This is a genomic window from Streptomyces virginiae, from assembly GCF_000720455.1.
GTDB lineage: Bacteria > Actinomycetota > Actinomycetes > Streptomycetales > Streptomycetaceae > Streptomyces > Streptomyces virginiae.
The window spans coordinates 115,597-140,997 of the sequence record NZ_JOAK01000004.1 but is presented as its reverse complement, the minus strand read 5'-3'; the positions used below and the strand labels follow the sequence as shown (position 1 = coordinate 140,997).

Annotated in this window: 27 protein-coding genes; 14 read left to right on the top strand and 13 right to left on the bottom strand. The window is 72.7% G+C overall.

The window, feature by feature from the left end; genetic code table 11:
- Nucleotides 1-45: 45 nt before the first annotated feature.
- The 4 genes from IG86_RS0108965 (at nt 46) to IG86_RS38535 (ending at nt 2,743) form a co-directional block, all read left to right on the top strand.
- The gene (locus tag IG86_RS0108965; RefSeq protein WP_051785056.1) at nt 46-777 is read left to right on the top strand and encodes a GNAT family N-acetyltransferase; all 732 of its coding nucleotides are present in this window, start codon (nt 46-48) and stop codon (nt 775-777) included.
- On the top strand, nt 774-1,535 hold the full coding sequence (locus tag IG86_RS0108960) for a PIG-L family deacetylase (RefSeq protein WP_030822944.1): 762 nt from the start codon (nt 774-776) through the stop codon (nt 1,533-1,535). Before IG86_RS0108965 ends, IG86_RS0108960 begins: the two co-directional genes overlap by 4 nt.
- Nucleotides 1,535-2,140 (top strand): SAM-dependent methyltransferase, encoded by a 606-nt coding sequence (locus IG86_RS0108955; RefSeq protein WP_030822948.1) that lies wholly within the window; start codon nt 1,535-1,537, stop codon nt 2,138-2,140. The genes IG86_RS0108960 and IG86_RS0108955 overlap by 1 nt, the downstream gene beginning before the upstream one ends.
- 120 nt (nt 2,141-2,260) lie before the next feature.
- Nucleotides 2,261-2,743, top strand: a complete 483-nt coding sequence (locus IG86_RS38535) for a hypothetical protein (RefSeq protein ID WP_045936380.1) — start codon at nt 2,261-2,263, stop codon at nt 2,741-2,743.
- On the opposite strand, the gene IG86_RS0108945 is transcribed toward IG86_RS38535, so the two are convergent.
- The 4 genes from IG86_RS0108945 to IG86_RS0108930 form a co-directional block, all read right to left on the bottom strand.
- Nucleotides 2,724-3,353, bottom strand: a complete 630-nt coding sequence (locus IG86_RS0108945; RefSeq protein WP_173429197.1) for a Maf family protein — start codon at nt 3,351-3,353, stop codon at nt 2,724-2,726. The two genes, IG86_RS38535 and IG86_RS0108945, sit on opposite strands and share 20 nt — an antisense overlap.
- Nucleotides 3,354-3,375: 22 nt before the next feature.
- Nucleotides 3,376-3,510, bottom strand: coding sequence for a morphogenic membrane protein MmpB (gene mmpB / locus IG86_RS45005; RefSeq protein ID WP_257856429.1), 135 nt, complete (start codon nt 3,508-3,510; stop codon nt 3,376-3,378).
- Nucleotides 3,511-3,590: 80 nt separating this feature from the next.
- Nucleotides 3,591-3,803, bottom strand: coding sequence for an acyl-CoA carboxylase epsilon subunit (locus IG86_RS0108935; protein WP_030028528.1), 213 nt, complete (start codon nt 3,801-3,803; stop codon nt 3,591-3,593).
- A gap of 18 nt (nt 3,804-3,821) precedes the next feature.
- Nucleotides 3,822-5,414: an acyl-CoA carboxylase subunit beta gene (locus tag IG86_RS0108930; RefSeq protein ID WP_030661657.1), complete on the bottom strand. Its 1,593-nt coding sequence runs from the start codon at nt 5,412-5,414 to the stop codon at nt 3,822-3,824.
- A gap of 131 nt (nt 5,415-5,545) precedes the next feature.
- Here IG86_RS0108930 and IG86_RS0108925 point away from each other — a divergent pair, with 131 nt between their 5' ends.
- The 5 genes from IG86_RS0108925 to hutH all read left to right on the top strand — a co-directional run bounded on the left by IG86_RS0108925 (nt 5,546) and on the right by hutH (nt 11,714).
- Entirely contained in the window at nt 5,546-6,412 is an 867-nt protein-coding gene (locus tag IG86_RS0108925; protein ID WP_030822959.1) for a biotin--[acetyl-CoA-carboxylase] ligase, read from the top strand.
- 221 nt (nt 6,413-6,633) lie between these two features.
- Nucleotides 6,634-7,782, top strand: a complete 1,149-nt coding sequence (locus tag IG86_RS0108920; RefSeq protein WP_030661663.1) for an adenylate/guanylate cyclase domain-containing protein — start codon at nt 6,634-6,636, stop codon at nt 7,780-7,782.
- 239 nt (nt 7,783-8,021) lie between these two features.
- Nucleotides 8,022-8,819: an enoyl-CoA hydratase/isomerase family protein gene (locus IG86_RS0108915; RefSeq protein WP_030661666.1), complete on the top strand. Its 798-nt coding sequence runs from the start codon at nt 8,022-8,024 to the stop codon at nt 8,817-8,819.
- A 121-nt stretch (nt 8,820-8,940) separates the two neighbouring features.
- On the top strand, nt 8,941-10,056 hold the full coding sequence (locus tag IG86_RS0108910) for a GGDEF domain-containing protein (protein ID WP_030822965.1): 1,116 nt from the start codon (nt 8,941-8,943) through the stop codon (nt 10,054-10,056).
- 116 nt (nt 10,057-10,172) lie between these two features.
- Complete coding sequence (gene hutH / locus IG86_RS0108905) at nt 10,173-11,714, top strand: histidine ammonia-lyase (RefSeq protein WP_030822968.1); 1,542 nt, start codon at nt 10,173-10,175, stop codon at nt 11,712-11,714.
- A gap of 96 nt (nt 11,715-11,810) precedes the next feature.
- Here hutH and IG86_RS0108900 read toward each other — a convergent pair whose 3' ends face one another.
- Entirely contained in the window at nt 11,811-12,149 is a 339-nt protein-coding gene (locus IG86_RS0108900; RefSeq protein ID WP_030822970.1) for a hypothetical protein, read from the bottom strand.
- Nucleotides 12,150-12,304: 155 nt separating this feature from the next.
- Between IG86_RS0108900 and IG86_RS44225 the strand changes: the two genes are divergently transcribed.
- The 3 genes from IG86_RS44225 (at nt 12,305) to IG86_RS38530 (ending at nt 15,067) form a co-directional block, all read left to right on the top strand.
- Complete coding sequence (locus IG86_RS44225) at nt 12,305-12,598, top strand: hypothetical protein (RefSeq protein ID WP_030661679.1); 294 nt, start codon at nt 12,305-12,307, stop codon at nt 12,596-12,598.
- A 132-nt stretch (nt 12,599-12,730) separates the two neighbouring features.
- The gene (locus IG86_RS0108890; protein WP_030822972.1) at nt 12,731-14,002 is read left to right on the top strand and encodes a L,D-transpeptidase; all 1,272 of its coding nucleotides are present in this window, start codon (nt 12,731-12,733) and stop codon (nt 14,000-14,002) included.
- Between the two features lie 105 nt (nt 14,003-14,107).
- Nucleotides 14,108-15,067, top strand: coding sequence for a GNAT family N-acetyltransferase (locus tag IG86_RS38530; RefSeq protein WP_030896118.1), 960 nt, complete (start codon nt 14,108-14,110; stop codon nt 15,065-15,067).
- Here the strand turns inward: IG86_RS38530 and IG86_RS0108880 are convergent.
- Complete coding sequence (locus IG86_RS0108880; protein WP_078905853.1) at nt 15,057-16,043, bottom strand: helix-turn-helix transcriptional regulator; 987 nt, start codon at nt 16,041-16,043, stop codon at nt 15,057-15,059. The genes IG86_RS38530 and IG86_RS0108880 overlap by 11 nt on opposite strands.
- 169 nt (nt 16,044-16,212) lie before the next feature.
- On the opposite strand from IG86_RS0108880, the gene IG86_RS0108875 reads away from it, so the two are divergent.
- The gene (locus tag IG86_RS0108875; RefSeq protein ID WP_030822978.1) at nt 16,213-17,274 is read left to right on the top strand and encodes an NAD(P)-dependent alcohol dehydrogenase; all 1,062 of its coding nucleotides are present in this window, start codon (nt 16,213-16,215) and stop codon (nt 17,272-17,274) included.
- A 23-nt stretch (nt 17,275-17,297) separates the two neighbouring features.
- Here IG86_RS0108875 and IG86_RS0108870 read toward each other — a convergent pair whose 3' ends face one another.
- The 5 genes from IG86_RS0108870 to IG86_RS0108850 all read right to left on the bottom strand — a co-directional run bounded on the left by IG86_RS0108870 (nt 17,298) and on the right by IG86_RS0108850 (nt 23,266).
- A complete protein-coding gene (locus tag IG86_RS0108870) occupies nt 17,298-18,125 on the bottom strand; it encodes an SAVMC3_10250 family protein (RefSeq protein WP_051785055.1) in 828 nt (275 codons plus the stop codon).
- 288 nt (nt 18,126-18,413) lie between these two features.
- The gene (msrA, locus tag IG86_RS0108865) at nt 18,414-19,082 is read right to left on the bottom strand and encodes a peptide-methionine (S)-S-oxide reductase MsrA (protein ID WP_030822982.1); all 669 of its coding nucleotides are present in this window, start codon (nt 19,080-19,082) and stop codon (nt 18,414-18,416) included.
- 83 nt (nt 19,083-19,165) lie between these two features.
- Nucleotides 19,166-20,320, bottom strand: coding sequence for a hypothetical protein (locus IG86_RS0108860; RefSeq protein WP_051785054.1), 1,155 nt, complete (start codon nt 20,318-20,320; stop codon nt 19,166-19,168).
- The gene (locus tag IG86_RS0108855; protein ID WP_030822988.1) at nt 20,317-21,915 is read right to left on the bottom strand and encodes a M48 family metallopeptidase; all 1,599 of its coding nucleotides are present in this window, start codon (nt 21,913-21,915) and stop codon (nt 20,317-20,319) included. The genes IG86_RS0108860 and IG86_RS0108855 overlap by 4 nt, the downstream gene beginning before the upstream one ends.
- A gap of 244 nt (nt 21,916-22,159) precedes the next feature.
- Nucleotides 22,160-23,266 carry a hypothetical protein gene (locus IG86_RS0108850; RefSeq protein ID WP_030822991.1) on the bottom strand — a complete coding sequence of 369 codons (1,107 nt, stop codon included), beginning with the start codon at nt 23,264-23,266 and terminating at the stop codon, nt 22,160-22,162.
- Nucleotides 23,267-23,343: 77 nt separating this feature from the next.
- On the opposite strand from IG86_RS0108850, the gene IG86_RS0108845 reads away from it, so the two are divergent.
- Nucleotides 23,344-24,501 carry a cystathionine gamma-synthase gene (locus IG86_RS0108845; protein ID WP_030822995.1) on the top strand — a complete coding sequence of 386 codons (1,158 nt, stop codon included), beginning with the start codon at nt 23,344-23,346 and terminating at the stop codon, nt 24,499-24,501.
- A 173-nt stretch (nt 24,502-24,674) separates the two neighbouring features.
- On the opposite strand, the gene IG86_RS0108840 is transcribed toward IG86_RS0108845, so the two are convergent.
- On the bottom strand, nt 24,675-24,929 hold the full coding sequence (locus IG86_RS0108840) for a hypothetical protein (RefSeq protein ID WP_030822998.1): 255 nt from the start codon (nt 24,927-24,929) through the stop codon (nt 24,675-24,677).
- Nucleotides 24,926-25,348, bottom strand: coding sequence for a sigma factor-like helix-turn-helix DNA-binding protein (locus tag IG86_RS0108835; protein WP_030823001.1), 423 nt, complete (start codon nt 25,346-25,348; stop codon nt 24,926-24,928). The genes IG86_RS0108840 and IG86_RS0108835 overlap by 4 nt, the downstream gene beginning before the upstream one ends.
- Nucleotides 25,349-25,401 lie beyond the last annotated feature (53 nt).

Genomic DNA, 25,401 nt, shown 5'->3' with positions numbered 1-25,401 from the left:
CCCCACCCCCTCCACTCATCCAGCACCTTCACTCAGGGAGTCGCCATGCAGGGCAAACTCGTCAGGCTCGAACGGCCCAGGGACGAGGACTACGAGCTGATGGCACGGTGGTTCGGGCCGGACGCCCCCGCCGCCGTCATGGCCGCCACCGACGGAGACGTCGTCACCGCCGAGGAGTTCCGCCGGCTCGACCAGAGCGGCGGCCTGCGCCAGTTCGCCGTCCGCGACGCCGAGGACCGCACCGTGGGCGCCGTCCACTTCAAGGCCCAGGGTCCGGTCGGCGGATACGTCCTCGGCGGCGCGATCGGAGATCGCGAGCTGTGGCGCCGGGGCCTGGGCGCCGAGGCCTTCGACCTCCTGATCGACCACCTCTTCCACGCCCGCAACGCCCACCGCGTGCAGTTCACCACCGCGCTCTACAACAAGAACGTGCTCCGCCTGGTGACCGGTGTCGGCTTCACCCTCGAAGGCATCCTGCGCGAGTACTTCTACCTCGACGGCCGCCACCACGACGGCGCGGTGTGGGGCCTGCTGCGCCACGAGTACTACGCGGCGGTCGAGGAACTCAAGCGCACCGACGCCACGTTCACGCTGCCGGACGCCATACCCGAGGCGGACAAGGAGCAGGCCCGCCGGCTCCTCGCCGAGTACGTCGCAGGCCCGTTCGGCAAGACCTCGACGGGACTCCTGCTCGTCGCCGCCGGCGTCACCCCCCAGGGCCGCGACCGGGACCGCGACCACGAGGCCGACCGGCTGCCCGGGGCCGGCGAGCGGTGACGTCGCAGCGCTGGAGCACCCTGGTCCTCTCACCGCACTTCGACGACGCGGCCCTCTCCGTCGCCGGACTGCTCGGCCGGCTGGACGGCCCCGCCGCCGTGGTCACCGTCCACGGCGGCGCCCCGCCCGCGCAGGCGCCCGTCTCCTGGTGGGACGCGGGCTGCGGATTCGCCACGGCACGGGAGGCCCACCGCGCGCGCCTGGAGGAGGACGCGCGCGCCTGCGCCCTGATGGGGGTGGAACAGCTGACCCTGCCCAACGCCGACAGCCCCTACCGCGACGGCGGCACCCTCACCGGGCTGAGCGAACTCCTGCGGGAGCTGCACCCGGACACCAGGGTGCTGGTGCCGCTCGGCACCAACCAGCCGGACCACGCGGCCGTCCGCGACCAGGCCCTCGCCGCCCTGACCGACCCGGCGGGCCCCCGGCCGTACGTGTACGCGGACCTGCCCTACACGGGAGCCGTGCGCCGGTGGGGCACGGACGCGGCGGTCGAACGCCTGACGAGCGACCCCGCGTACGGGGGCGCGCTGCGCGAGACCGCGGCCCGCTACCGGATGCGGGTGGCGTACGACGTCCGCCTCGACGACACCGAATGGGCCGCCAAGCGCGCGGCCATCGTCTGCCACAGCTCGCAACTCGCCCCGGTCGCCGTCGGCCACGGCCCCTTCCTGCGCAAGCCCGGCCCCCTGCAGGCCGAACTCGTCTGGGAGCTGGAGCCGCTCGGCGACCCCACCGCACACACCCGGGAGCCCTGATGCCCGCCACCCGCCGCGCCTCGGTGTCCACCGCGCACTTCGACAAGGCCTACCGCGCCAGGACAGACCCCTGGGGAACCCTCCACAAGGCCTACGAGCGGGAGAAGTTCGCCGACACCGCCTCCCTGCTGCCCGCCGGGCGCTTCGGCTCCGCACTGGAGATCGGCTGCGGCGTGGGCGCCCTGACCCGGCTCCTCGCGCCGCACTGCGACGCGCTGCTCGCCACCGACTGCTCCGCCGCGGCGATCGAACAGGCCCGCGGCAACTGCGCGGACCTGGACGGCGTCTCGTTCGCGACGCTGAGGGTGCCCGAGGACCTGGCCGACGGGGCGGCGGACCTCGACCTCGTCGTCATGTCCGAGGTGGGCTACTACCTGTCGGACGCCGACCTGCACCTCGCGGCCCGGCGGATCAGCGCACGGCTGCGGCCCGGCGGGCACCTGCTGCTCGCGCACTGGGTCCACGAGGGCCCCGAGGGGGTCATGACCGGACGGGGGGTCCACGAGGCCTTCCGCGCCGTCCCCGGGACGGTCCAGGTCGCCGGCCGGGACGCGAGCCGCTACGGCGAGACCTACCGGCTGGACCTGCTCCGGCGCGAACCGTAGGGGTGACGCTCCGGCCGGCGGGCGGCAACCGGGGTGTGCGGACGTCTTGCCCGCCGCGCTACCCGTTAGTAGCCTCCAGGGCGTCGAACAGGCTTGTGACACGTGGGGGGTGGGCGCAGCGTGCTGCGAAGACTCGTGGCCGGACTGGCCGCGATCGTGCTCGTCGCGGAGGCGGCGGTGCTCGTGCTCGTGCACATCGTGCTGGGCCGGACCACGGCCAACCAGTCGATGTCCATCGCGGGCAGCGACCCGGACGTCATGTCCAAGGCCACCTACGCCATGGGCGCGGGCATGGGCGCCTTCCTGGTGCTGTGCGCCGTGCTCGCCGCCGTCACCGCGCTGCGCGACCGGGCGCCGGGCCGCTTCGCCCGCGTCGCCCTCATCAGCGCCGCCGTCACCCACGCGGTGCTCGGCATCCTCGCCGTCGGCCTGGTCGGCTGGGCCGCCTTCACGACGCTGATGCTGATCCTGTGTCTCCTCGTACTGATCCTGACGCTCTACCCCGCAGCGGCCCGGCAGGGCGGCGAGGGCGACGGCGGCGGCCCGGTCGAGGACGCCCCGCCACCGCCGCCGTTCGGGGAGCTCAAGCCCACAAGTCCGTGATGGACACGCCCAGTTCGCCCAGCAGGGAGCGCAGCAGCGGCATGGACAGCCCGATCACGTTGCCGTGATCCCCGTCGATGCCGTCGATGAACGGCGCCGACAGCCCGTCCAGGGTGAACGCCCCCGCCACGTGCAGCGGCTCGCCGCTCGCCACGTACGCCGCGACCTCCGCGTCCGTCGGCTCGCCGAAGCGGACCGTCGTCGACGCCGTGGCCGACACCTGCCGCCCGGTGACCGTGTCGATCACGCAGTGCCCGGTGCGCAGCACGCCGGCCCGGCCCCGCATCGCCTTCCAGCGGGCGGTGGCCTCCTCGGCGTCCGCGGGCTTGCCCAGCGCCTCGCCGTCCAGCTCCAGCACCGAGTCGCAGCCGATCACCAGGGCGCCCGCGGCCTCGTCCAGGCCGGCCACGACGGCCGCCTTCGCCTCGGCCAGCGCGAGCGCCAGCTCGGCCGGCTCGTCGTGGTCCAGGGTGTCCTCGTCGAAGCCGCTGACGATCACGTGCGGGGCGAGACCGGCCTGACGCAGCAGGTTCAGCCGGGCGGGGGAGGCGGAGGCGAGGACGAGCCCCCGCGTGTTCGAGGGCTCGGGCGTGGCAGTCATGCCCGCCATCGTAGGCGCGGCCGGGCGCGGCTCAGAAGTGGCTCACGCCGAGGACGTAGACCACCACGAGCATGGCGAGGGCGAGCACCACGGTGAGCCGCCGGATCATCGCCTGCGCGTCGCGCATGTCCTTGGGCGGCTCGTTCTTCGGGTCGGACCAGAGCATGCTCCGATCCTGGCCCCGGGGGCGGGTCCGGCGCCTGAGTACGGGTACTCAAGCGCCGCCCCGCGTTCACCACATCCCGGCTAGCCGGGCCAGTACGTACGGCCCCAGGCCCGCGGCCCCGGCTGCGGCAGCCGCCGCCGTGCCACCCGGGCCGGCGTCGACCACTCGTCCGTGACCTGCGGGGCGCCCGACGGCTGCGACGAGGCCAGCAGCGCCGCGCGCGCTTGGACCACCGCCAGTGCGGCGGCCAGCTCCTCCGGGGTCGGATTGCCCTTGACGACCTTGATCACCACGGTGACCTCCTGGAGGGACTAGAGGGGGATGTTGCCGTGCTTCTTCGGCGGCAGGGACTCCCGCTTGGTGCGCAGCTGCCGCAGCCCCTTCACCACGTGCGCGCGGGTCTCGGACGGCATGGTCACCGCGTCGATGTAGCCGCGCTCGGCCGCCGTGTACGGGTTGAGCAGCGCGTCCTCGTACTCGGCGATGAGCCGGGTCCGGGTCTCCTCCACCTCCTCGGGAGCGGCCTCGGCGAGCGTGCGGCGGTGCAGGATGTTCACCGCGCCCTGCGCGCCCATGACGGCGATCTGCGCGGTCGGCCAGGCCAGGTTCAGGTCCGCGCCGAGGTGCTTGGAGCCCATGACGTCGTAGGCGCCGCCGAAGGCCTTGCGGGTGATGACGGTGATCAGGGGGACGGTGGCCTCGGCGTACGCGTAGATCAGCTTGGCGCCGCGCCGGATGATTCCGTTGTACTCCTGGTCGGTGCCCGGGAGGAAGCCCGGAACGTCGACGAAGGTCAGCACCGGGATGTTGAAGGCGTCGCAGGTCCGCACGAAGCGGGCCGCCTTCTCGGAGGCGTCGATGTCCAGGCAGCCGGCGAACTGCATCGGCTGGTTGGCGACGACACCCACCGGGTGGCCCTCGACGCGGCCGAAGCCGGTCAGGATGTTCGGCGCGAAGAGCGACTGCGTCTCCAGGAACTCCGCGTCGTCCAGCACGTGCTCGATCACGGTGTGCATGTCGTACGGCTGGTTCGCGCTGTCCGGGATCAGGACGTCGAGCTCGCGGTCGGTGTCGGAGACCTCGGTGTCGGCCTCCTCCGGGAACGCGGGGGGCTCGGAGAGGTTGTTCGAGGGGAGGTACGACAGGAGCGACTTCACGTACTCGATGGCGTCCTTCTCGTCACCCGCCATGTGGTGGGCGACGCCGGACGTGCTGTTGTGCGTACGCGCACCGCCCAGCTCCTCGAAGCCGACGTCCTCGCCGGTGACCGTCTTGATGACGTCCGGGCCGGTGATGAACATGTGCGAGGTCTGGTCGACCATCACCGTGAAGTCGGTGATCGCGGGCGAGTACACGGCGCCGCCGGCACAGGGCCCGACGACCAGGCTGATCTGCGGGATCACGCCCGAGGCGTGGACGTTGCGGCGGAAGATCTCGCCGTACATGCCCAGCGCGCTGACGCCCTCCTGGATGCGGGCGCCGCCGGAGTCGTTGATGCCGACGAGCGGGCAGCCGGTCTTCAGCGCGAAGTCCATGACCTTCATGATCTTCTGGCCGAAGGTCTCGCCGAGGGCCCCGCCGAAGACGGTGAAGTCCTGCGAGAACACGGCGACGGGGCGCCCGTCGACCGTGCCGTAACCGGTGACGACGCCGTCGCCGTAGGGCCGGGTCTTCTCCAGCCCGAAGTTGGTGGAGCGGTGCCGGGCGAACTCGTCCAGCTCGACGAAGGATCCCTCGTCCAGCAGTAGGGCAACCCGCTCACGCGCCGTCAGCTTGCCCTTGGCGTGCTGCTTCTCCACGGCGCGGGCGGAACCGGCGTGGGTGGCTTCGTCGATGCGGCGCTGCAGATCCGCGATCTTGCCCGCGGTGGTGTGCATGTCGATCGGCTCTGACGGATGTGACATCGGGGTCGCGGCTCCCTGCGTGGTGTCAACTGCCTGGTCAATTGATTGACTACTGCTGGCTACTGGTGCGTAGCGTATCGGCGGGCATGGCGCTCGGCAGTGCGGCGTTTGACACACCTACATTGGGTTGCATGACGCCATCAGATGCATCAGCCGGAGCTTCCGCAGGTCGTTGGTCGAGCCTGGAGCGGCCGCCGCTCAACGCCGCCGCGCTGCAGCGGGCCCTCGTCACCGGGGACGGGTTGTGGACCTCCCTGGAGGTGGTCGCCTCCACCGGGTCCACCAATACCGACCTTGCCACGCGGGCGCCGGAGCTGCCCGAGGGGGCCGTGCTCGTCGCCGAGGAGCAGAGCGCCGGACGCGGCCGGCTCGACCGCAGCTGGGTCGCTCCCGCCCGGTCCGGGCTGTTCTTCTCCGTGCTGTTCAAGCCGGGCGACGCGGTCCCGCAGGAGCAGTGGGGGTGGCTGACGCTGCTGGCCGGCGTGGCCACCGCGACCGGGCTCTCCCGGGCCGCCGGCGTGGACACCGCCCTCAAGTGGCCCAACGACCTGCTGGTCAGCGTCGAGGGCGAGGAGCGCAAGACCGGCGGCATCCTCGCCGAGCGGGTCGCGGACGGCGTCGTCGTCGGGATCGGCCTCAACGTCACCCTCACCGAGGAGGAGCTCCCGGTGCCCGCCGCCGGATCGCTGGCGCTGGCCAAGGCCACCGTGACCGACCGGGACCCCCTGCTGAGGGCCGTGCTGCGGTCCCTGGAGGAGTGGTACGGGAACTGGCGCGCCGCCGGCGGCGACCCGGCGGCCAGCGGCCTCCAGGAGACCTACGCGGCGGGCTGCGCCACCCTCGGCCGGCACGTGCGCGCGGAGCTCCCGGGCGGGCGCACCCTCACCGGAACGGCCGAAGCCGTCGACACCGATGGCCGCCTGGTGATCCGTACGGCCGAAGGGACCCACGAGGCGGTGGGGGCGGGCGACGTCGTCCACCTGCGATCCGTGCACTGACGGGCGTGGGGCCGGGCGTGCGGCGGAATGCGCGGAATGCCGCGTTTCGGGTGCGTACGGCCTCATGCGCCGCCGCGCGGAGCCCCGGGCCGTGCCCGGATCGAGGCCGGGGAGGGGAGTGAGCTACGGCACACCTGCCGTATGGTTTAGGCGATCCCGCTGCTCGTGGTGATCAACCGGTTCGGCAGGGCAGTGCGCACGGAATGGACAGGAGGCGGCCCTTGACCGTCGACGACTCTGCTTCCGGCGCGTCCGCCCCGGGGCCCAGTGGTCCGGGCACCCCGATCGGGCGCGACCAGCACACTCCCCACCACGAGGTCGACCACACCGTGCAGCCGACGGCGGACCCGCTCGCGATCCGCCTGGAGCAGCTGATCCTCGGTGCCGAGCGCCGGTACACGCCGTTCCAGGCCGCCCGCAGTGCCGGGGTGTCGATGGAGCTCGCCTCCCGCTTCTGGCGGGCCATGGGCTTCGCCGACATCGGCCAGGCCCGGGCACTGACGGAGGCCGACGTACTGGCCCTGCGCCGGCTCGCCGGTCTGGTGGAGGCCGGGCTGCTGTCCGAGCCGATGGCGGTACAGGTGGCGCGGTCCACCGGGCAGACCACGGCGCGGCTCGCGGAATGGCAGATCGACTCGTTCCTGGAGGGGCTCACGGAGCCGCCGGAGCCGGGGATGACCCGCACGGAGGTCACGTACCCCCTGGTCGAGCTGCTCCTGCCGGAGCTGGAGGAATTCCTCGTGTACGTGTGGCGCCGCCAGCTGGCGGCGGCCACCGGACGCGTGGTGCAGGTCGCGGACGACGAGGAGATGGTCGACCGGCGGCTCGCGGTGGGCTTCGCCGACCTGGTGGGCTTCACCCGTCTGACGCGCCGGCTGGAGGAGGAGGAGCTCGGCGAGCTGGTCGAGTCCTTCGAGACGACCGCGGCGGACCTGGTGGCCGCGTACGGCGGCCGGCTGATCAAGACGCTCGGTGACGAGGTGCTGTACTGCGCCGACGACGCCGCGACGGCGGCGGAGATCGCGCTGCGGCTCATCGAGACGATGGAGGCGGACCCGCAGATGCCCGAGCTGCGGGTCGGGATCGCCTTCGGCACGGTGACGACCCGGATGGGCGACGTCTTCGGGACCACCGTGAACCTCGCGAGCCGGCTGACGTCCATAGCCCCCAAGGACGCCGTACTGGTGGACGGGGCGATGGCGGAGGAACTCTCCCGGACCGGCGCCGCGCCGGTGTCGGAGAAGGAGGCGGAGACGGAGCCCGACGAGGGCGCGGCCTACCGGTTCGCCCTCCAGCCGATGTGGCAGCGGCCGGTGCGCGGCCTGGGTGTCGTGGAGCCCTGGTCGCTGACGCGCCGCAAGCGCCGCTGACACCGCCCGCCCGCCCGCGCGTCCGCTAGCGCGCCGGAGCCGGACCGCAGCGGGCCCCACGGCTCTGACTCCCTCCCGGCGCGCGCCCGGCCCCACCGAAGCCGGGCTCACGCCCCCGTTCCGGACCGGCAGGCCACGTACGGACGTCACGACCGCACCGCAATGTGCGCCGGGCGTCGCGGACGGTGGGGCGGCCCGCCTACTATCCCGACGTAACGTTCGTTAACCGGGAGGGTCCTATGGCGTCCGAGTTCGAGTCGGAGTTCGTGGCGGTACGCCGCCACGAGGGCGGGGTCGCGGAGCTGGTCCTGGACCGCCCCAAGGCCATGAACGCGGTGTCGACCGACATGGCCCGCGCCATCGGCGCCGCCTGCGCCGCGCTGGCCGCGGACCGCACCGTACGGGTGGTCGTGCTCTCCTCCACGGCGGAGCGGGCCTTCTGCGTCGGGGCCGACCTCAAGGAGCGCAACTCGCTGTCGGACGCCGAGCTGGTGCGGCAGCGGCCGACCACGCGCGGGGCGTACGGGGGCGTGCTGGAGCTGCCGATGCCCACCGTCGCGGCCGTGCACGGCTTCGCGCTGGGCGGCGGCTTCGAGCTGGCCCTGGCCTGCGACGTGATCGTCGCCGACGAGACCGCGGTGGTCGGCCTGCCCGAGGTCTCCGTGGGCGTGATCCCGGGCGGTGGCGGCACGCAGCTGCTGCCGCGCCGCGTGGGCGCGGCGCGGGCCGCCGAGCTGATCTTCACCGCGCGCCGGGTGGAGGCCGCCGAGGCGCTCTCCCTGGGGCTGGTGGACTCCGTGGTCCCGGCCGGCCGGGACACGGCCGAGGCGCTGGAGCTGGCGTCGCGGATGGCCGCGAACTCGCCGGTGGGCCTGCGGGCCGCCAAGCGCGCGCTGCGGCTGGGGCACGGGATGGACCTGGCGGCCGGTCTGGAGATCGAGGACGCCGCCTGGCGGACGGTCGCCTTCTCCGGTGACCGCGCGGAGGGCGTGGCGGCCTTCAACGACAAGCGCAAGCCGAACTGGCCGGGGGAGTAGCCGAGGCCGGTGCCCGGCCGGGCGCCGCGGGCGCCCGGCCGTACCCCCGCAGGTGATCTTGGTTGCGCCGAAAATCGCGCCAATTATCTCAAAATCCGACAAAACTCCCTAACCTGGGGTGATGGGATCTGACGGGCGGCTGCGAGCCGTGGTGGGCCTCGCCCAGGCGATGGCCGCGGCGTGCACGCCGCGCGACAGTGTGCGTGCGGCGGCGCGGGGCGCGCGCCTGGCGATGGACGGCTCGTTCGCCGCGATCTCCGCGTGGGAGCGGGAGCGCGGGTGCCTGCGCGTGCTCGTCAACGAGGGCGAGCGGCGGGCGGGCGAGGAGGAGTTCCCCGAGGACGAGTCCTACCCGGTGCACGACTTCCCCGAGGTCACCGAGTTCCTGCACGAGCGGTGGGTGGGCGGCGGCGGCCCGCACGCCTGGGTCGAGAGCGCCGTCGGCGACCGGCCGGGGCGGCGCGGCGAGGCCCTGCGCCGCCGGGGCCGCGGTACGTGCGTGGTCGCGCCCGTCGTGCTCAGCGGGCGGGCCTGGGGCGAGCTGTACGTGGCCCGGGACGAGGGGCTGCCCGACTTCGACGAGGGTGACGCGGAGTTCGCCACCGTGCTCGCCGCCGTGGTCGCGGCCGGCCTCGCGCAGAACGAGCGGCTGGAGGAGGCCCGGCGGCTCGCCTTCACCGATCCGCTGACCGGGCTCGCCAACCGCCGGGCCGTCGACATGCGCCTCGACGAGGCCCTGGAGGAGCACCGGCGCACCGGTGTCGTCGTCAGTCTCGTCGTCTGCGACCTGAACGGGCTGAAGAAGGTCAACGACACCCTCGGGCACGCCATGGGCGACCGGCTGCTGGAACGGTTCGGGTCGGTGCTGAGCCTGTGCGGGGCCATGCTGCCGGGCGCTCTGGTGGCGCGCCTGGGCGGCGACGAGTTCTGCCTGGTCGGGGTCGGCCCGCCGGCGGACGACGTCGTCCGGGTCAGCGAGGAGCTGTGCACGCGCGCCGCCGAGCTGGAGCTGGGCGAGGGCGTGGCCTGCGGCGTGGCCTCCACCGGGGATCCCATCGGGCCGCTGAAGTCCTCCCGGCGGCTGTTCCGCCTCGCGGACGCCGCCCAGTACAAGGCGAAGGCGGCGCGTTCGACGGCGCCGGTGGTGGCGGGCCGGGACACCGCGGTGGTCCGCCTGGCGGACGCGGCCGCCGAGGAGGCCCCGGGGGAGCGGCGGCGTTTCCGCGGCCGCCAGTGACCCGCGCCCCCGGATGCCCGGCGCGTCAATCCGTAAGGGGTCCACAGGCTGCGCGATCGTGACAGTTCCAGCTAGTGACATACAGCGATTCAATCCGTAGGGTGCTGAATATGGATATGCACACTGTCGTGGTGGGGACGTCCGGTACCACCGCCGAGGACGTCATCGCCGTTGCCCGCGGCAACGCACGGGTCGAGCTGTCCGGCGAGGCGCTCGACGCCCTCGCCCGCGCCCGCGAGATCGTCGACGCGCTGGCCGCCAAGCCCGAGCCCGTCTACGGGGTGTCCACCGGGTTCGGCGCCCTCGCCTCCCGGCACATCAGTCCCGAGCTGCGCGCCCAGCTCCAGCGCAACATCGTCCGCTCGCACGCCGCCGGCATGGGCCCGCGCGTCGAGCGCGAGGTGGTCCGCGCGCTGATGTTCCTCCGGCTCAAGACCGTCGCCTCCGGCCACACCGGCGTGCGCCCCTCCGTGGCGCAGACCATGGCCGCCGTGCTCAACGCCGGCATCACCCCGGTCGTCCACGAGTACGGCTCCCTCGGCTGCTCCGGCGACCTCGCACCCCTGTCCCACTGCGCGCTCGCGCTCATGGGCGAGGGCGACGCCGAGGGCCCCGACGGCACGGTCCGCCCCGCCGGCGAACTGCTCGCCGAGCACGGCATCGAGCCGGTGGAACTCCGCGAGAAGGAGGGCCTGGCCCTCCTCAACGGCACCGACGGCATGCTCGGCATGCTGGTCATGGCCCTCGCCGACCTCGACAGGCTCTACAAGTCCGCCGACATCACCGCCGCCCTCACCCTGGAGGCGCTGCTCGGCACGGAGAAGGTCCTCCAGCCCGAGCTGCACGCCATCCGCCCGCACCCCGGCCAGGGCGCCTCCGCCGCCAACATGGCCGCCGTGCTGAAGGGCTCCGGCCTGACCGGGCACTTCCAGGAGGAGTCCGCGCCGCGCGTGCAGGACGCCTACTCCGTGCGCTGCGCCCCGCAGGTCGCCGGCGCGGGCCGCGACACCATGGCGCACGCCGCCCTGGTGGCCTCGCGCGAGCTGGCCTCCGCCGTGGACAACCCGGTGGTGCTGCCCGACGGCCGCGTGGAGTCCAACGGCAACTTCCACGGCGCCCCGGTCGCCTACGTACTGGACTTCCTCGCCATCGCGGCCGCCGACCTCGGCTCCATCGCCGAGCGGCGCACCGACCGGCTGCTCGACAAGAACCGCAGCCACGGCCTGCCGCCGTTCCTCGCGGACGACGCCGGCGTGGACTCCGGCCTGATGATCGCCCAGTACACGCAGGCCGCCCTGGTCAGCGAGATGAAGCGGCTCGCGGTGCCGGCCTCGGCCGACTCGATCCCCTCCTCCGCCATGCAGGAGGACCACGTCTCGATGGGCTGGTCGGCCGCGCGCAAGCTGCGCACCGCCGTCGACAACCTGACGCGGATCATCGCCATCGAGCTGTACGCCGCCACCCGCGCCATCGAGCTGCGCCACGGGCTCACGGCCGCCCCGGCCAGCCTCGCCGCGATCGCCGCCGCCCGCGCGGCGGGCGTGCAGGGTCCCGGGCCGGACCGTTTCCTCGCCCCCGACCTGGCCGCCGCCGACGAGTTCGTCCGTACCGGCGGGCTGCTCGCCGCGGTGGAGCCGGTGACGGGTCCGCTCGCCTGACGACGGGCGCCCGCGCCGCACTGCCGCGCCGGCGCACCGCCGCACGGTCAAGGGCCGCCCCGGGATCTCTCCCGGGGCGGCCCTTGCCGTCGTGGATCACGTCCCGGGGCGGCGGCGTACCGAGTAGGTGACGAACGCGGCCCCCACGCCGAGGCAGAAGGTACCGCCCAGGAGGTAGGGGGTGGTGTCGACGGATCCGGTGTCCGCGAGCGAGAGGGACTGCGCCCGCGCGCCGGAAGCGGAAGGGGCCGAGCCAGTGATCGTCCCGGTGCGCTCCGCCGCGTCGGCCGCCTCCGCGGAGTTCGCGCCCACGGGTACGCCGGAGGAGCTCTCCGCCGCGTCCGGAGCGGTCGCGCCCGCGGAGGGCACGAACCACAGGGCGGCGAGGAGGGTGGTCGCTCCGAGAGCGGTGAGCAGCGGTCGGCGTGCGGACACGGTGCGATCCCCCTTGTGGCAGCAGCGAATTGGCCGTGTGCGGTGATGCTACGGAAAGGGGCGGGTCGTGGGAAAGTCAGGGCTTCCGCGGGCTTACTCTCCGTCGTATGAACCCTTCTGAGACATCACGATATGTACGACTTCGGGTGGATCTGGTGCTTGAAGTGCCGGACGCCCAGGCGCTCACCGGAGCCGCGCTCGAGCACATCAAGGCCGACGAGTTCATGCCGGACGAGGAGCGCAGCCATGCGGAGGCCGCCGTCCGGGAAGACGAATCGGAAGCCCTCGCCTACCTCGTCGACCCCACTGACCTGGTCGTCGACATCCCCGGCGTGGAGCTCGCGCAGGCCTCCTGGAGCAGCGAGCCCGTCGAATACGACCCCGAGTCGATGGAGTGGGACCTCGACGAGGAAGATGGGGACTTCGACGAAGAACCCGACAACGCCTGACCGTGTGGTTGCCCACATCCCAACGGAATGTGGAACCGGCCGGCGCCGTTAACGCGTTGTCAGGACCAGGCAGGGGGCCGGGCCCCCTGCCGGGCCAACCCCGGGACGGCGGTCTCGGGGTTTCCGGCAACGATGGAGTGGCGTGTGAGGACGGACAGCAAGCGGCGGAGAAGGTCCCTGGCGGCCATATCCGTCGTGCTCGGCGGCGTACTGGTGCTCTCGGCGTGCAACGACGAGGGCGGCGGTGACCCGAAGGGCAACGGGGAGGCCAGCAAGTCCCAGGCGGACGTGGACGCGGCAGCGGCCAAGGACGCCTCGAAGGCCAAGATCACCATCACGCCGAAGGACGGCGCGACCAACGTCGGCCTCAACGACTCGGCGAACGTCGCCGTCAGTGACGGCACGCTCACCCAGGTCGAGCTGAAGACGAGCGAGGGCACGGCCGTCGCCGGCGACATAGCCGCCGACGGCAAGAGCTGGAAGCCCAAGGGCGCCCTGAAGCGCTCCACGAAGTACGCCCTGTCGGCGACGGCCAAGGACGCCGACGGCAAGGAGGCGCACGAGAACGCCTCCTTCACGACCGTCTCCCCCGAGAACAGCTTCGTGGCCTCCTTCGTGCCGGAGGAGGGCCAGACCGTCGGCGTCGGCATGCCGGTCTCGATCACCTTCAACAAGGCGATCAAGGACAAGAAGGCCGTCCAGGCGGGCATCTCGGTCTCCTCCAGCAGCGGCCAGGAGGTCGTCGGCCACTGGTTCAGCGCCCAGCGCCTGGACTTCCGCCCCGAGCAGTACTGGCAGGCGGGCTCCACCGTCACGCTGAAGATGGCGCTGGAAGGCGTCCAGGGCGCCCCCGGCGTCCAGGGCGTCCAGAGCAAGACCGTCACCTTCAAGATCGGCCGCAGCCAGGTCTCCACGGTCGACGCGAAGACGAAGAAGATGACGGTCACCCGGGACGGCGCGGTCATCAAGACCATCCCGATCTCCGCGGGCGCCCCGGCCAACCCGACCTACAACGGTCAGATGGTGATCTCCGAGAAGTTCAAGGAGACCCGGATGAACGGCGCCACGGTCGGCTTCACCGACGCCGACGGCAAGGGCGAGTACGACATCAAGGACGTCCCGCACGCGATGCGGCTGTCGAACTCCGGCACGTTCCTCCACGGCAACTACTGGGGCGCCGACTCGATCTTCGGCAGCGTGAACACCAGCCACGGCTGCGTCGGCCTGAACGACGTCAAGGGCGCGGGCGACCCGAACCAGCCGGCCGCCTGGTTCTACGACAACTCGCTCATCGGCGACGTCGTCACGGTGGTCAACTCCCCGGACAAGACCATCAAGCCGGACAACGGCCTCAACGGCTGGAACATGAGCTGGGCCGACTGGAAGGCCGGCGCGGCCTCCTGACACCGGCCACGGCTCGCACCCGTACGAACGCAACGGGGCGGCTTCGTGCGACGGTGGCCGAAAACCCCGGGGCGACGCGTCCAGACGCGTTCTAGGGTCGGGGCCATGATGATCCACTCCCTCGCCCTGCCCCCGTCCGACGCCCAGGTGGACGCCTGGCTGGCGGTCCTGACGGCCGCCGCGGCCGCCGACCTGCCGCAGCTGCCCCCGCCCTCCCGGGTGGAGGTCGCCGGGCGGCTGTGCGTGACGCCGGCGCGCGGCCGGCCCGTACTGTGGGCGGCCGGCGAGGGCGCGGGCGTGGCGGCCCTGCTCCTGTTCACCGAGGAGGGCAACACCCACACCGCGTTCCTGGACGTGCTGACGGTGCACCCCGAGGAACGGCGCCGGGGCGTCGGCACCGCCCTGTGGGAGCGGGTCCGCGAGGAACTGCTGGCACAGGGCCGGACCTCGGTCGCGGCCATGGTGGACCTCGGCGGCCCCGGCCAGGCCTTCGCGGAGGCGATGGGCTTCGAGAACGTCCTGCCGATGGCCTGGTACGCGCAGGAGATCCCGGCCCCCGGCCCGGTGCGGGTCCCGGAGACACCCGGCTACGAACTCCTGACCTGGCACGGCCTCGTACCCGACGCCTGGGCGCCCGCCGCGGCCGCGGCCCACGCGGCCATGGAGGACGCCCCGACCGGAGACATGGACGAGCGGATCCAGACGTGGACGGCCCAGCGGCTGCACACCCTCCAGCAGCTGATCCTCGACCGGGGCGGGGACCTGAGCACCGTCGCGGCGGTGACCCCCGACGGCGAGGTGGCGGCGTACACGGAGATCGTCCTGCCGGATCCCGCGGGCACGAGCGCCGTCCAGTACGACACGGTGGTCGTACCCGGCCACCGCGGGCACGGCCTCGGACGCGCCGTGAAACGGCACATGGTCGCGCAGGCCGCCGCCCGTCACCCGCGGCTGCGCCGCATCGCCACCACGGTGGCGGACGAGAACGGCCCGATGCGGGCGGTGAACGAGGCGCTCGGCTACCGGCGGGAGCGCGGGCTCGGCATCTTCCAGATCAAGCTGTAGCCGCATCCGGGAAGCGGGCGGCCCCGGAGGGCCGCCCGGCCGCCGAAGGGGCCGTGCTCCGAGTGTCCGTCCCCTGCCCCGCCGTCGTCTGCCCCGCCGTCGTCTGCCCTGCCGTCGTCTGCCCTGCCGTACTCTGCGCGTCCCAGGAGGCCAGCAGGCGCAGGGCGTCCTCGGACGCCGAGCCCGGCTCCGCGTGGAACGTGATCAGGGACTGCGCCGGATCGTCGGGGAGCGTCAGCGTCTCGAACGACAGCCGCATCTCGCCCACGAGCGGGTGCCGCAGCAGCTTCACCCCGTGCGTCTTGTCCGCCACCGTGTGCGCCGCCCACAGCCGCCGGAACTCCTCGTTCTTCACCGACAACTCCCCGACCAGGGCCGACAGCTGCTCGTCGTCCGGGTGCTGGCCGGCGTACAGCCGCAGGTTGCTGACGACCCAGCACGCCTGGCACTCCCACTCCCCGTACAGCTCCGCGGTCGCCGGATCCAGGAACATCAGCCGGACCAGGTTCCGCTCCGCCGCGGGAAGCGCCCCGAAGTCCCCGAAGACCGCCGCCGCCAGCCGGTTCCAGCCGATGACGTCCTGACGGTGCCCCACGAGGTAGGCCGGTACGCCGTCCATCGCGTCCATCAGCGTGCGCAGCGCCGGACGCACCTGCTGGGGCCGCCGGCTCAGGCGGCGCCTGCGCGCCTTCGGCCGCGCCAGGTCCATCAGGTGCGCCCGTTCGGTCCCGTCGAGCCGCAGGGCCCGCGCGATGGCGTCCAGCACCTCCGCCGACACGTTGTGCCCGTCGCGCTGCTCCAGGCGCGTGTAGTACGCGACCGACACCCCTGCCAGCTGGGCCAGTTCCTCCCGGCGCAGGCCCGGCACGCGCCGCCGGCGCCCGTAGTCCGTCATGCCCACGTCCTCCGGGCGCAGCCGTGCGCGGCGGGAGCGCAGGAACTCGCCCAGGCACGCTCGCTGATCAAGCTGGTCCATGCCGCCAGTATCGCCGGGCGCAGTGCCGCCCGGAGGGCGTCAGCCTGACCCCACCAGTAGTAGGTTCGCCGGTCCTGGGACACGCAGGGGGCTGGGTACCGGCCGGGCCGCGGGGCAGCGTGGTGCGCACCGCAGCACCACAGACACCACCGCTTCGAGGAGCACCCCCATGTCCGTCACCACCACCGCGTCCACCCGGGTCGCCGCCTACGCCGCCCCCGCCCCCGGCGCCCCGCTGGAGCGCACCACCGTCCCTCGCCGCCCCGTGGGCCCCCACGACGTCCTCGTCGACATCAAGTACGCGGGCATCTGCCACTCCGACATCCACCAGGCGCGCGACGGATGGGGCGAGGGCATCTACCCCATGGTCCCCGGCCACGAGATCGCCGGGATCGTCACCGAGGTCGGCACGGACGTCACCCGCTTCACCGTCGGGGACCGGGTGGGCGTCGGCTGCATGGTCGACTCCTGCCGTGAGTGCGAGCACTGCCGCAGCGGCCGGGAGCAGCACTGCGTGCAGGGCATGACCGGCACCTACAACGCCCTCGACCGGTCCGGCGAGCCCACGTACGGCGGCTACTCGACCCACCTCGTCGTCGACGAGAACTACACCGTCCGCATCCCCGACGGCCTCGCCCTGGACGTGGCCGCCCCGCTGCTGTGCGCCGGCATCACCCTCTACTCGCCGCTGAGGCACTGGCAGGCGGGCCCGGGCAGGAAGGTCGCGGTCGTCGGCCTCGGGGGCCTCGGCCACATGGGCGTGAAGCTGGCGCACGCGATGGGCGCGGAGGTCACCGTACTGTCGCAGACCCTCCGCAAGGAGGCCGACGGCCGGCGACTGGGCGCCACCCACTTCCACGCCACCGGCGACGGGGCCACCTTCGAGGAGCTCGCCGGAACCTTCGACCTGATCCTGTCCACCGTCTCGGCCCCGCTCGGCCTGGACGAGTACCTGGGCCTGCTGAAGGTCGACGGGGCACTCGTGAACGTGGGCGCGCCGGAGGAGCCGGTCTCGCTCAACCTCTTCTCCGTCATCGGCGGCCGCAAGACCCTCGCCGGATCGATGATCGGCGGTATCGCCGAGACCCAGGAGATGCTGGACTTCTGTGCGGAGCACGGCCTGGGCTCGGAGATCGAAGTGATCGAAGCCGACCGGATCAACGAGGCCTACGCCCGGGTCCTGGCGAGCGACGTCCGCTACCGCTTCGTGATCGACACGTCGACGATCTGAATTGCCGCCACTGCAACTCGCCGTCACCCGCCGGTATTTCGACGCGTGATCCGCCGCAGCCTGTGCCACGGACTCCGGGAGGAGGCCCCTTCGGTTGCGATCTCGATTGCCCCGAGCCGGGGGTGCGGCAGGGCTTCGACGTACAGGGGGGTTGCCACGATCAGTCTGTGTTGCCACACGCCGGGAGGGAAATTGCACAACACCCGTGCATGGCCGTGAAGATACGCAGGACCCTCGTAGTCGGTCAGTAGCATGTCGTAGGCCGAGCGCGCAGCGAACTCCTTGTCCCGCCGACTGGTGGAATGAAGGGCATCGGGCAGCGACGTATCCCCTTGCGCTTCCCTCGCGACCAAGGCGGCGGCCAGGTCGTGCAGCCAGTCGGACCCGGATCCCATCCGGGTCGGTGGGGCCTCGACTTCCGCCAGGACATGCTTTCGTGATCCGCAGAGGATGACCTGAATGCCGTCGCATGTGTCGTCGCGCCCTGATGAACAAGAAGGACCCTCAAGCGACATGAAGGTGTAGACACCCCTGTCTTCGAGTCCCCAGTCGCGCTTTCTGGGCCCGTGTCGAAAGAACCCTGTGAACTCAAGCCAGTCGTAGGACATCAAGGAGTGACAGGAGCCCGGAACGGCCTGATGCGCGTCACACTTGGCGCTGATGTGGGAAAGCGCCTGCTCCAGTCGCTGCCCCAGCGGCTCTTCGGTTGACGGGCGTTCGCCTACAGCGAGGCGAGCTCCCGTGCCGAGCGCCGATACTTCCGCCTCCCATGCCCGGTTGAAGAATTCGCCACTCCTGCCGGGTAAGAACTCGTCGAGTTTCGCACTGGACAGGTAGAGCAACTCCCGCATCCCGCCTCCAAGGACAACAGCCGGTCCGTGAGACCGGCGGGGTCCCTGAAGGTACCCACCCCTGTCCTCTGGTGTCTGCCGTCCCGGTGTTCACCACGCACACCTCGCCGCCCCGAAGAGCTCGGCGAGGACCGGGCTGTGGCGGTCGAGGGGGAGGCGTACTCCGCCCAGCGCTCAGCGTGGCGTTTCGGCTCCGGCAGGCTCTGGAAGCGCACACACCGGTCGGAGCGCCCCCGGTTCCGGGAGGCCGGGGGCCTCCCGGAACCGGGGGTGGCGCTTGTGCGGGGGCTACTCGCCGGGGGCCGCGGCCACGCCGATCGGGCAGGAGACGCCCGTGCCGCCGATGCCGCAGTAGCCGCCCGGGTTCTTGTCCAGGTACTGCTGGTGGCCGGCCTCCGCGGGCCAGAAGGGGCGCTCCGCCGCAGGGAGGACCGCCGTGGTGATCTCGCCGTAGCCCGAGGAGGCCAGGACCTGCTGGTAGGCCGTGCGGGAGGCCTCCGCCGTCGCCTGCTGGGCGGGGGAGTGGGTGTAGAGCGCCGAGCGGTACTGGGTGCCGACGTCATTGCCCTGGCGGAAGCCCTGGGTGGGGTCGTGGGACTCCCAGAAGAGCTTCAGGAGCGTGGCGTAGGAGACCTGCGCGGGGTCGAAGACCACGCGGACGACCTCCGTGTGACCCGTCAGGCCCGAGCACACCTCCTCGTACGTCGGATTCTCGGTGTAACCGCCCTGGTAGCCGGCCAGCGTGGTCCACACCCCGGGGGTCTGCCAGAACTTGCGCTCCGCGCCCCAGAAACAGCCCAGGCCGAAGTCGGCGACCTCCAGGTGGGCCGGATACGGGCCGGCCAGCGGATTGCCCAGCACGGTGTGCTTCTCGGGAAGATCGAACAGCGGCTCCGCGCGGCCCGTCAGGGCCTCCTCGCGGGTGGGGAGCTCGGGCGTGCGGCGGTACGAGAACATGGATTCCCTCCTTGTGGGAGTGACAACGCGCGGAGGGCGGGCCGGGATTCCCCGACCCGCTCCGACCCGCCCCGCTGCTCGCCTCACAGGCCCGGCGTGACCTCGCGCACCGCCCAGTCCCGCGCGTACACGTACCGCGACGGCGACCAGTAGTACCAGGGCATCGCCCCGATGTGTCCGTCGATGTGGCGGAACTGCTCGACCGCCTCCGCGTCCCGGTCCTGCCAGAACAGGAACCACGCCAGCAGGTGGCGCAGCCGGATCGACCGCCAGTCGGCCGGATCGGCCGCCGCCAGGTCGGCCAGGGCGGCCTCCACCGCCGCGAGGACCTCCGGCTCCTTGAAGAAGGTCTCCGGCTTCAGGTCCGACTCGTGCAGCTCCTGCTCGACGTAGGCGATGAGCGGCAGCGCGGACAGCAGCTCACCCGGCTCGGCCGACGCGGCGCACTCCCGCGCGAACGCGAGCGCCAGCTCGTGCGAGCCGCGCCACTTCTGGCTCCAGTACTGCATGGCGCTCGTGTGGGCCGACAGGTTCTTCGGGTCGCGCTCGACGATCTGCGACCACAGCTCCCGGTACTCCTCGTGCGAGTAGCCCAGGCCCTGGCTGATGGACTGCTCCACCATGTACGGAACCGGGTCCGCGGGGTCCGCCAGCCGCTGCGCCTCCCGCGCCTGCTCCCGCGCCTTGAGCAGCAGCTCGCGGAAGATCCGGAACTGCTCCTGCGTGGTGTGGCTGGCCCGCGCGGAGCCCCGCACGTTCCACGCCACCAGGACGCCCGTGTCCGCGTTCACCAGCGCCGCGGACGGGTCCGACGGCCTGGCCGCGCGCCAGGCCAGCAGCCAGGCGTCGTCCTCGGCAGCGAGCTCGGACAGGGGGCGCACGCGCTGCCAGCGCTCCTCCCAGTCCTGCCCGGCCGCGTCGAGGTAGGCGGCGCCCGCCTCCCAGTCGCCGGCCTTGACCGCCGCGACGGCGGCCGTCCGCTCGGGCGACACCGGCAGCGCGTTGTCCGTGTCGAGATCGGCCTCCGGCACGAAGCCCAGTGCCACGACCGCCGCGGCCTGCTGCGCCTTACGCTCGGCCTTGATGCCGGCCGTCTCGGCGTTCAGGGCATCGGTCCGCGCCTCGATGGCGGTGACCTCCGCCTCCAGCCGCTTCGCCTTGCGGATGTAGTAGGCGCCGCGCAGGATCTTGAAGGCCCCGAACAGCAGCATGGCGCCCAGGACGTAGAGGCCGATCACGGGGCAAGCACCAGCTTTCGCAGGGGTTCGGTGTCGGGCAGGTCGGCGACGGCCGCGTCCAGGGCGAGCCGCAGCTGCTCCTCGAAGCCGTCGGCCGGGTAGCACAGGGAGGCCGAGTCGGACCAGGACAGCTGCCAGCGGGCGGCGCCGCGGCCCGTCAGCTCCACCGTCACCAGCTGGTTCAGGGCGCGCCGGACGACCGGGCGGGCGAACTCGCGGGCCGTGCGGCCCGTGGCGGCCGCCGCCTCCTGCGACTTCGGGAAGCGGTCGGCGATCCGCCACAGCACCGCCGGGTCGGCGTCGACCGCGTCGAGCAGGGCGGGCAGCCCCGGGCCGGCGCCCTCGGCGGCGAAGGCCTCGCGGATCTCCTCCGCGCCCTGGCCGACGTACTGCGTCATCGACTCGTGGACGAGGTCCTCCCAGTCGACCCGCTTGAGCGCGAGGGCCTCCGGGGTGAGGACGACCTGCTCCAGCGCGGCCAGCGCGGCGCCCGCGTCGGACAGCAGCTCCAGGGCGGGACGGGCGCTCTGCCCGCCGCGGCCGTCGTCGGGCAGGGCCTCGATCCGGGCGACGCGCTCGGCGAGCGGCGGGTGGGAGTCGTACGGGGAGGCGGGCTCGGTCGACAGCTCCCGGCGCAGGTCGTCCAGGTCCTCCGCGCGGGCGTCGAGCAGCTTGCGCAGGCCGCCGAAGACCTCGCCGGGGCGGGGCAGCAGGCCGGCGCCGACGCCGAGGGTGGCGTAGGAGCTCATGTAGAAGTCGTGGGCGGAGTCCAGGGCGTTGATCTCGCGCAGCGCGGACGCGGCGGAGTCCCGGCCGGCGACACGCACCGAGGCGAGGTCGGCGGCGAGCTCCTGGCGGCGGGAGGTGGTGCGGGTGGCCCGCACGTAGAAGTTGCCGTACGCCATGTAGATCTTGGCCATGGCGCGGTACGTCGCACCCTCACCGGAGGTGTCGACGCCCTTGGCGCCCTTGCCCTTGGCGACCCGCTTCTCGTCCCGCTTCTCCTGGCGGGCCCGCTCCTTGGCGACCTTCTTGTCGGCGCGCTCGTGGAAGTGGCCGATCGTACGGATCAGCTGGGCGCGGCCGCGGGCGATCAGCGGGGTGAGGCGGGTGTCGAAGTTGGCGTAGTGGCCCATCTCGTGGGCGAGCACGGCGCGCAGCTGCATCTCGTCCAGGCCCGTCATCAGAGGCAGGCCGAGGTAGAGACGGCGGGTTCCGGGCCGCAGGCCCAGCAGAGCGGCGTCCTCGGCGACGGCCGCGTTCACCTCGTCGATCAGCACGATCTCGTCGGGGGCGCGGGTGCCGACCTGCTGCGCGATCTCGCGCACGGTCTGCCACAGCAGGGGTTCCTGCGCCTCGGTGACGGTGATGCCGGCCGGCGGCTCGCCCTTGGGGGTGCGGAGCATGAACAGGCCGCGGACGATCGGGACGGCGAGGACGACCGATACGATTATGATCTTGAAGGCGACCGGGCCGTGCAGCCAGGTGACGACGGCGAAGTCGACGCCGACGAGGGCGGCGAGCAGGATGACGCCGAGCAGGTAGAAGCCTGCGAGCAGGACGAGCGCGCGCACGGCACGCAAAGAAGCGCCCATATGGACAGATCCCCCCACGGGATGAAAGCGGTGCTGAGGTGCGTGGCGAGGGCCGATGGCCGCCACGCCGCATGATGCGGCTCAGAGATTGTTGACGGCAACTTTATTCACCGCCCGTCGCCGCTGGTCGTGGGGGGTACCCGTGAGTAGGGAGCCGCGGACGAGCCGCCCCTCGGCGCGGGTCCGCACCGAGGGCGGGCACCCGCACCGAAGGCCGGCGCCCGCTACCGGGGGCGGGCGCCCGTTACCGGGGCAGCGTCGCCGGGGACCCGCCGTTCGCCTCGTAGCCGGCCACCGCCAGGGCCCGGTAGACCGCGTATTGCGCCGCCGGGTCCTGCGCCGCCGACCACGGCAGCGCGCCCACGTACCCGTCCACGTGCCGGACCTGCTCCATCGCCTCCGCCCACCGCTCCATGTTGACCAGGAACAGCAGCAGCAGGTGCCGTACGTGCGCCAGCATCGGGTCGTCCTGCCGGGCCGTGCGCACCGCGTACAGCGCGCCCTCCACCGCCCGCGTCACGGCCTCGCTCCGGTAGAAACCGCTGCTCAGGATGACGTCCGGCAGGTTCTCGTACAGCGCGAACAGCGGCAGCGCCGCCAGCAGCGAGCCCTGCGGGGCGCGCGCCGCGGCCGCGTGCGAGAAGGCGTCGGCCTTCTCCCGCGAACCGTGCCACTTCGCGCACCAATAGTGCAGCGCCGCCAGGTGCGCGCCCATGTGCTCCGGCGCCCGGTCGATGACCTTCGCCCACAGCTCGTCGAACTGCGCCTCCGGGTACGCCAGTCCCCGCGCGATCGCCAGTTCCGTGATGTACGGGACGGGGTCCCCCGGCGCCAGCAGCGCGGCCTTGCGGCACGCCTCCCGGGCCTCCTCCAGGATGATCCGGTGGTCCTCGGACCCGACGCCGCCCGAGTGCCGCCACGCCTGCTGCACCAGCAGCTCCGCGTGCACCTGCGCGCCGCCCGCGTCCTTGTCCGCCTCCAGCCGCCACGCCTTCAGCCACTGCGCGCCCACACCCGGCTGCGCGACGAGCTCCAGCGCCGCCGCCCCGCCGAAGGCCTGTACGCGCTGCCAGCGCCGCTCGCCCTCCCGCGGGGTACCGGCGAGCAGCTGCGAGGCCGCCTGCCACTGCCCGGTGCGCCGCACGTTGTCGAGGGCGTCCATCAGGTCCTGGTCGGGCCCGGGGATGCGGATGTCGAGGTCTTCCTGCCGGTCGAATCCGTAGTTCGCCGGGTCGGCGGCGTCGGGGCTGCCCGGCGCGACCAGACGTACGCCGCCGCGCCTGCGCCGGACGAACGGGCCGACGATGAACACGATCATGAGCACCGCGAACAGGAACCACAGAATCTCCATGCCTCCAGCGAACCAGACCGAGGGCCCGGCAGGCCAATAGGGGGGGTGCACACCGGGCCTGGGCATAGCATCTGACCATGAGCGACGACAGCCACGAGCACCAGAGCTTCGAGACCCGCGCGATCCACGCGGGCAACACGGCGGACCCGCTGACCGGCGCGGTCGTGCCCCCGATCTACCAGGTCTCCACGTACAAGCAGGACGGCGTCGGCGGCCTGCGCGGCGGTTACGAGTACAGCCGCAGCGCCAACCCGACCCGCACCGCGCTGGAGGAGAACCTCGCGGCGCTGGAGGGCGGCCGGCGCGGCCTCGCCTTCGCGTCCGGACTGGCCGCCGAGGACTGCCTGCTGCGTACGCTGCTTTCCCCGGGCGACCACGTGGTCATCCCGAACGACGCCTACGGCGGCACCTTCCGCCTCTTCGCGAAGGTCGTCTCCCGCTGGGGCGTGGAGTGGTCGGTGGCCGACACCTCCGACGCCGATTCCGTACGGGCCGCACTCACCCCGAAGACGAAGGTCATCTGGGTCGAGACCCCCTCCAACCCGCTGCTCGGCATCACCGACATCGCCGTCGTCGCCGACATCGCGCGGACGGCCGGCGCCAAGCTGGTCGTGGACAACACCTTCGCCTCGCCGTACCTCCAGCAGCCCCTGGCGCTGGGCGCGGACGTGGTCGTGCACTCGCTGACCAAGTACATGGGCGGGCACTCCGACGTGGTCGGCGGCGCGCTGGTCACCGCGGACGAGGCGCTGGGCGAGGAGCTGGCCTACCACCAGAACGCGATGGGCGCGGTGGCCGGGCCGTTCGACTCGTGGGTCGTGCTGCGGGGCATCAAGACCCTCGCCGTGCGCATGGACCGGCACGCGGAGAACGCGGCGAAGATCGTCGAGGTGCTCAAGCGGCACCCGAAGGTCACCAAGGTCCTCTACCCGGGCCTGGCCGAGCACCCGGGCCACGAGATCGCCGCCAAGCAGATGCGCAACTTCGGCGGCATGGTCTCCTTCCAGGTCGCCGGCGGCGAGGAAGAGGCCGTCGCGGTCTGCGGCCGCACCAAGATCTTCACGCTGGCCGAGTCCCTGGGCGGCGTCGAGTCCCTCATCGAGCACCCGGGCCGCATGACGCACGCGTCGGTGGCCGGTTCGGCGCTGGAGGTCCCCGCGGACCTGATCCGCGTCTCGGTCGGCATCGAGAACGCCGACGACCTGATCGCGGACCTGACGCAGGCACTGGGCTGACACCCCACCCCCCCGCCGGGCTCCGCCCGGACCCGGCGGGCCAGTTCAGCCTCGCCGGCGATTGAGGTGCGAGGTCTGGGGCGGCGCCCCGGGAAACCCGGCTCCGCCGGGCACCGGGCTCTGCCCGGCCCCCGCGCCTCGAACGCCGGCGAGGCTGGGTGCGAAGGGCGGGGCTACCAGCCCTCCAGGGGTGGGGAGATGCCGCTCGGGGGGCCCGCCCAGGGGCGGGTCAGGGAGGCCCAGACCGTGAAGGCCACCGCCGCGGCGAACAGCACCGCCCAGCCGAGCCTGCGCAGCGCCCGGCGCCGCCGCAGCAGCCGGTCCCCGCGGGCCGCCGCGCCCGCGGCCAGACCCGTCGGCACCACCGGGTACGGGCCCTCCAGGAGCCGCTTGACCTGGGCTTCCTTCCGGTCCGGGAGCCCGCTCACGCCGCCTCCCGGGCCCTCAGCAGGGACACGGCCCGGTTGCACAACACCCGCACCCGCTCCACCGGCATCCCGAGCTGCGCCGCCGTGACCTCCTCAGCGACCCCCTCGTAGAGCCGCAGGACCAGCACGAGCCGCTCCGGCGGACTCAGCCGCGCCAGCACCCCGGTCCCGCCGTGGTGGCGCCAGCCGGTCCGGGCGAAGGCCTCGCACAGCTCGTGGCGGGTGAAGTCGTACGGGTCGTCCGCGCGCAGCCGCCGCCAGTTCGCGTACGTACGTGCCAGCGCGCCCGCGAGCAGCCGTCGTGCCGACTCGGGTTCACCGGTCAGCAGTACCGCGACGTGCAGGAGGCGCCCGGCCGCACCCGCGACGAAGGCTTCGAACTCGCCGTAGGAGCCCGCCTGTTGATCAACCGCCCGCATATTCACATAGTGCGGCCGGTGGGACCGGTCAGGTCAAGAGGACGGACACACTC

What these genes read in the sequence shown, in the direction of transcription:
- IG86_RS0108965 (WP_051785056.1), top strand. Translation starts at nt 46, where the DNA reads ATGCAGGGCAAACTCGTCAGGCTCGAACGGCCCAGGGACGAGGACTAC.
- IG86_RS0108955 (WP_030822948.1), top strand. Translation starts at nt 1,535, where the DNA reads ATGCCCGCCACCCGCCGCGCCTCGGTGTCCACCGCGCACTTCGACAAG.
- IG86_RS0108945 (WP_173429197.1), bottom strand. Translation starts at nt 3,353, where the DNA reads ATGGCGGGCATGACTGCCACGCCCGAGCCCTCGAACACGCGGGGGCTC.
- mmpB (WP_257856429.1), bottom strand. Translation starts at nt 3,510, where the DNA reads ATGCTCTGGTCCGACCCGAAGAACGAGCCGCCCAAGGACATGCGCGAC.
- IG86_RS0108930 (WP_030661657.1), bottom strand. Translation starts at nt 5,414, where the DNA reads ATGTCACATCCGTCAGAGCCGATCGACATGCACACCACCGCGGGCAAG.
- IG86_RS0108925 (WP_030822959.1), top strand. Translation starts at nt 5,546, where the DNA reads ATGACGCCATCAGATGCATCAGCCGGAGCTTCCGCAGGTCGTTGGTCG.
- IG86_RS0108915 (WP_030661666.1), top strand. Translation starts at nt 8,022, where the DNA reads ATGGCGTCCGAGTTCGAGTCGGAGTTCGTGGCGGTACGCCGCCACGAG.
- IG86_RS0108910 (WP_030822965.1), top strand. Translation starts at nt 8,941, where the DNA reads ATGGGATCTGACGGGCGGCTGCGAGCCGTGGTGGGCCTCGCCCAGGCG.
- hutH (WP_030822968.1), top strand. Translation starts at nt 10,173, where the DNA reads ATGCACACTGTCGTGGTGGGGACGTCCGGTACCACCGCCGAGGACGTC.
- IG86_RS0108890 (WP_030822972.1), top strand. Translation starts at nt 12,731, where the DNA reads ATGGAGTGGCGTGTGAGGACGGACAGCAAGCGGCGGAGAAGGTCCCTG.
- IG86_RS38530 (WP_030896118.1), top strand. Translation starts at nt 14,108, where the DNA reads ATGATGATCCACTCCCTCGCCCTGCCCCCGTCCGACGCCCAGGTGGAC.
- IG86_RS0108880 (WP_078905853.1), bottom strand. Translation starts at nt 16,043, where the DNA reads ATGGACCAGCTTGATCAGCGAGCGTGCCTGGGCGAGTTCCTGCGCTCC.
- IG86_RS0108875 (WP_030822978.1), top strand. Translation starts at nt 16,213, where the DNA reads ATGTCCGTCACCACCACCGCGTCCACCCGGGTCGCCGCCTACGCCGCC.
- IG86_RS0108870 (WP_051785055.1), bottom strand. Translation starts at nt 18,125, where the DNA reads ATGCGGGAGTTGCTCTACCTGTCCAGTGCGAAACTCGACGAGTTCTTA.
- msrA (WP_030822982.1), bottom strand. Translation starts at nt 19,082, where the DNA reads ATGTTCTCGTACCGCCGCACGCCCGAGCTCCCCACCCGCGAGGAGGCC.
- IG86_RS0108855 (WP_030822988.1), bottom strand. Translation starts at nt 21,915, where the DNA reads ATGGGCGCTTCTTTGCGTGCCGTGCGCGCGCTCGTCCTGCTCGCAGGC.
- IG86_RS0108850 (WP_030822991.1), bottom strand. Translation starts at nt 23,266, where the DNA reads ATGGAGATTCTGTGGTTCCTGTTCGCGGTGCTCATGATCGTGTTCATC.
- IG86_RS0108845 (WP_030822995.1), top strand. Translation starts at nt 23,344, where the DNA reads ATGAGCGACGACAGCCACGAGCACCAGAGCTTCGAGACCCGCGCGATC.
- IG86_RS0108835 (WP_030823001.1), bottom strand. Translation starts at nt 25,348, where the DNA reads ATGCGGGCGGTTGATCAACAGGCGGGCTCCTACGGCGAGTTCGAAGCC.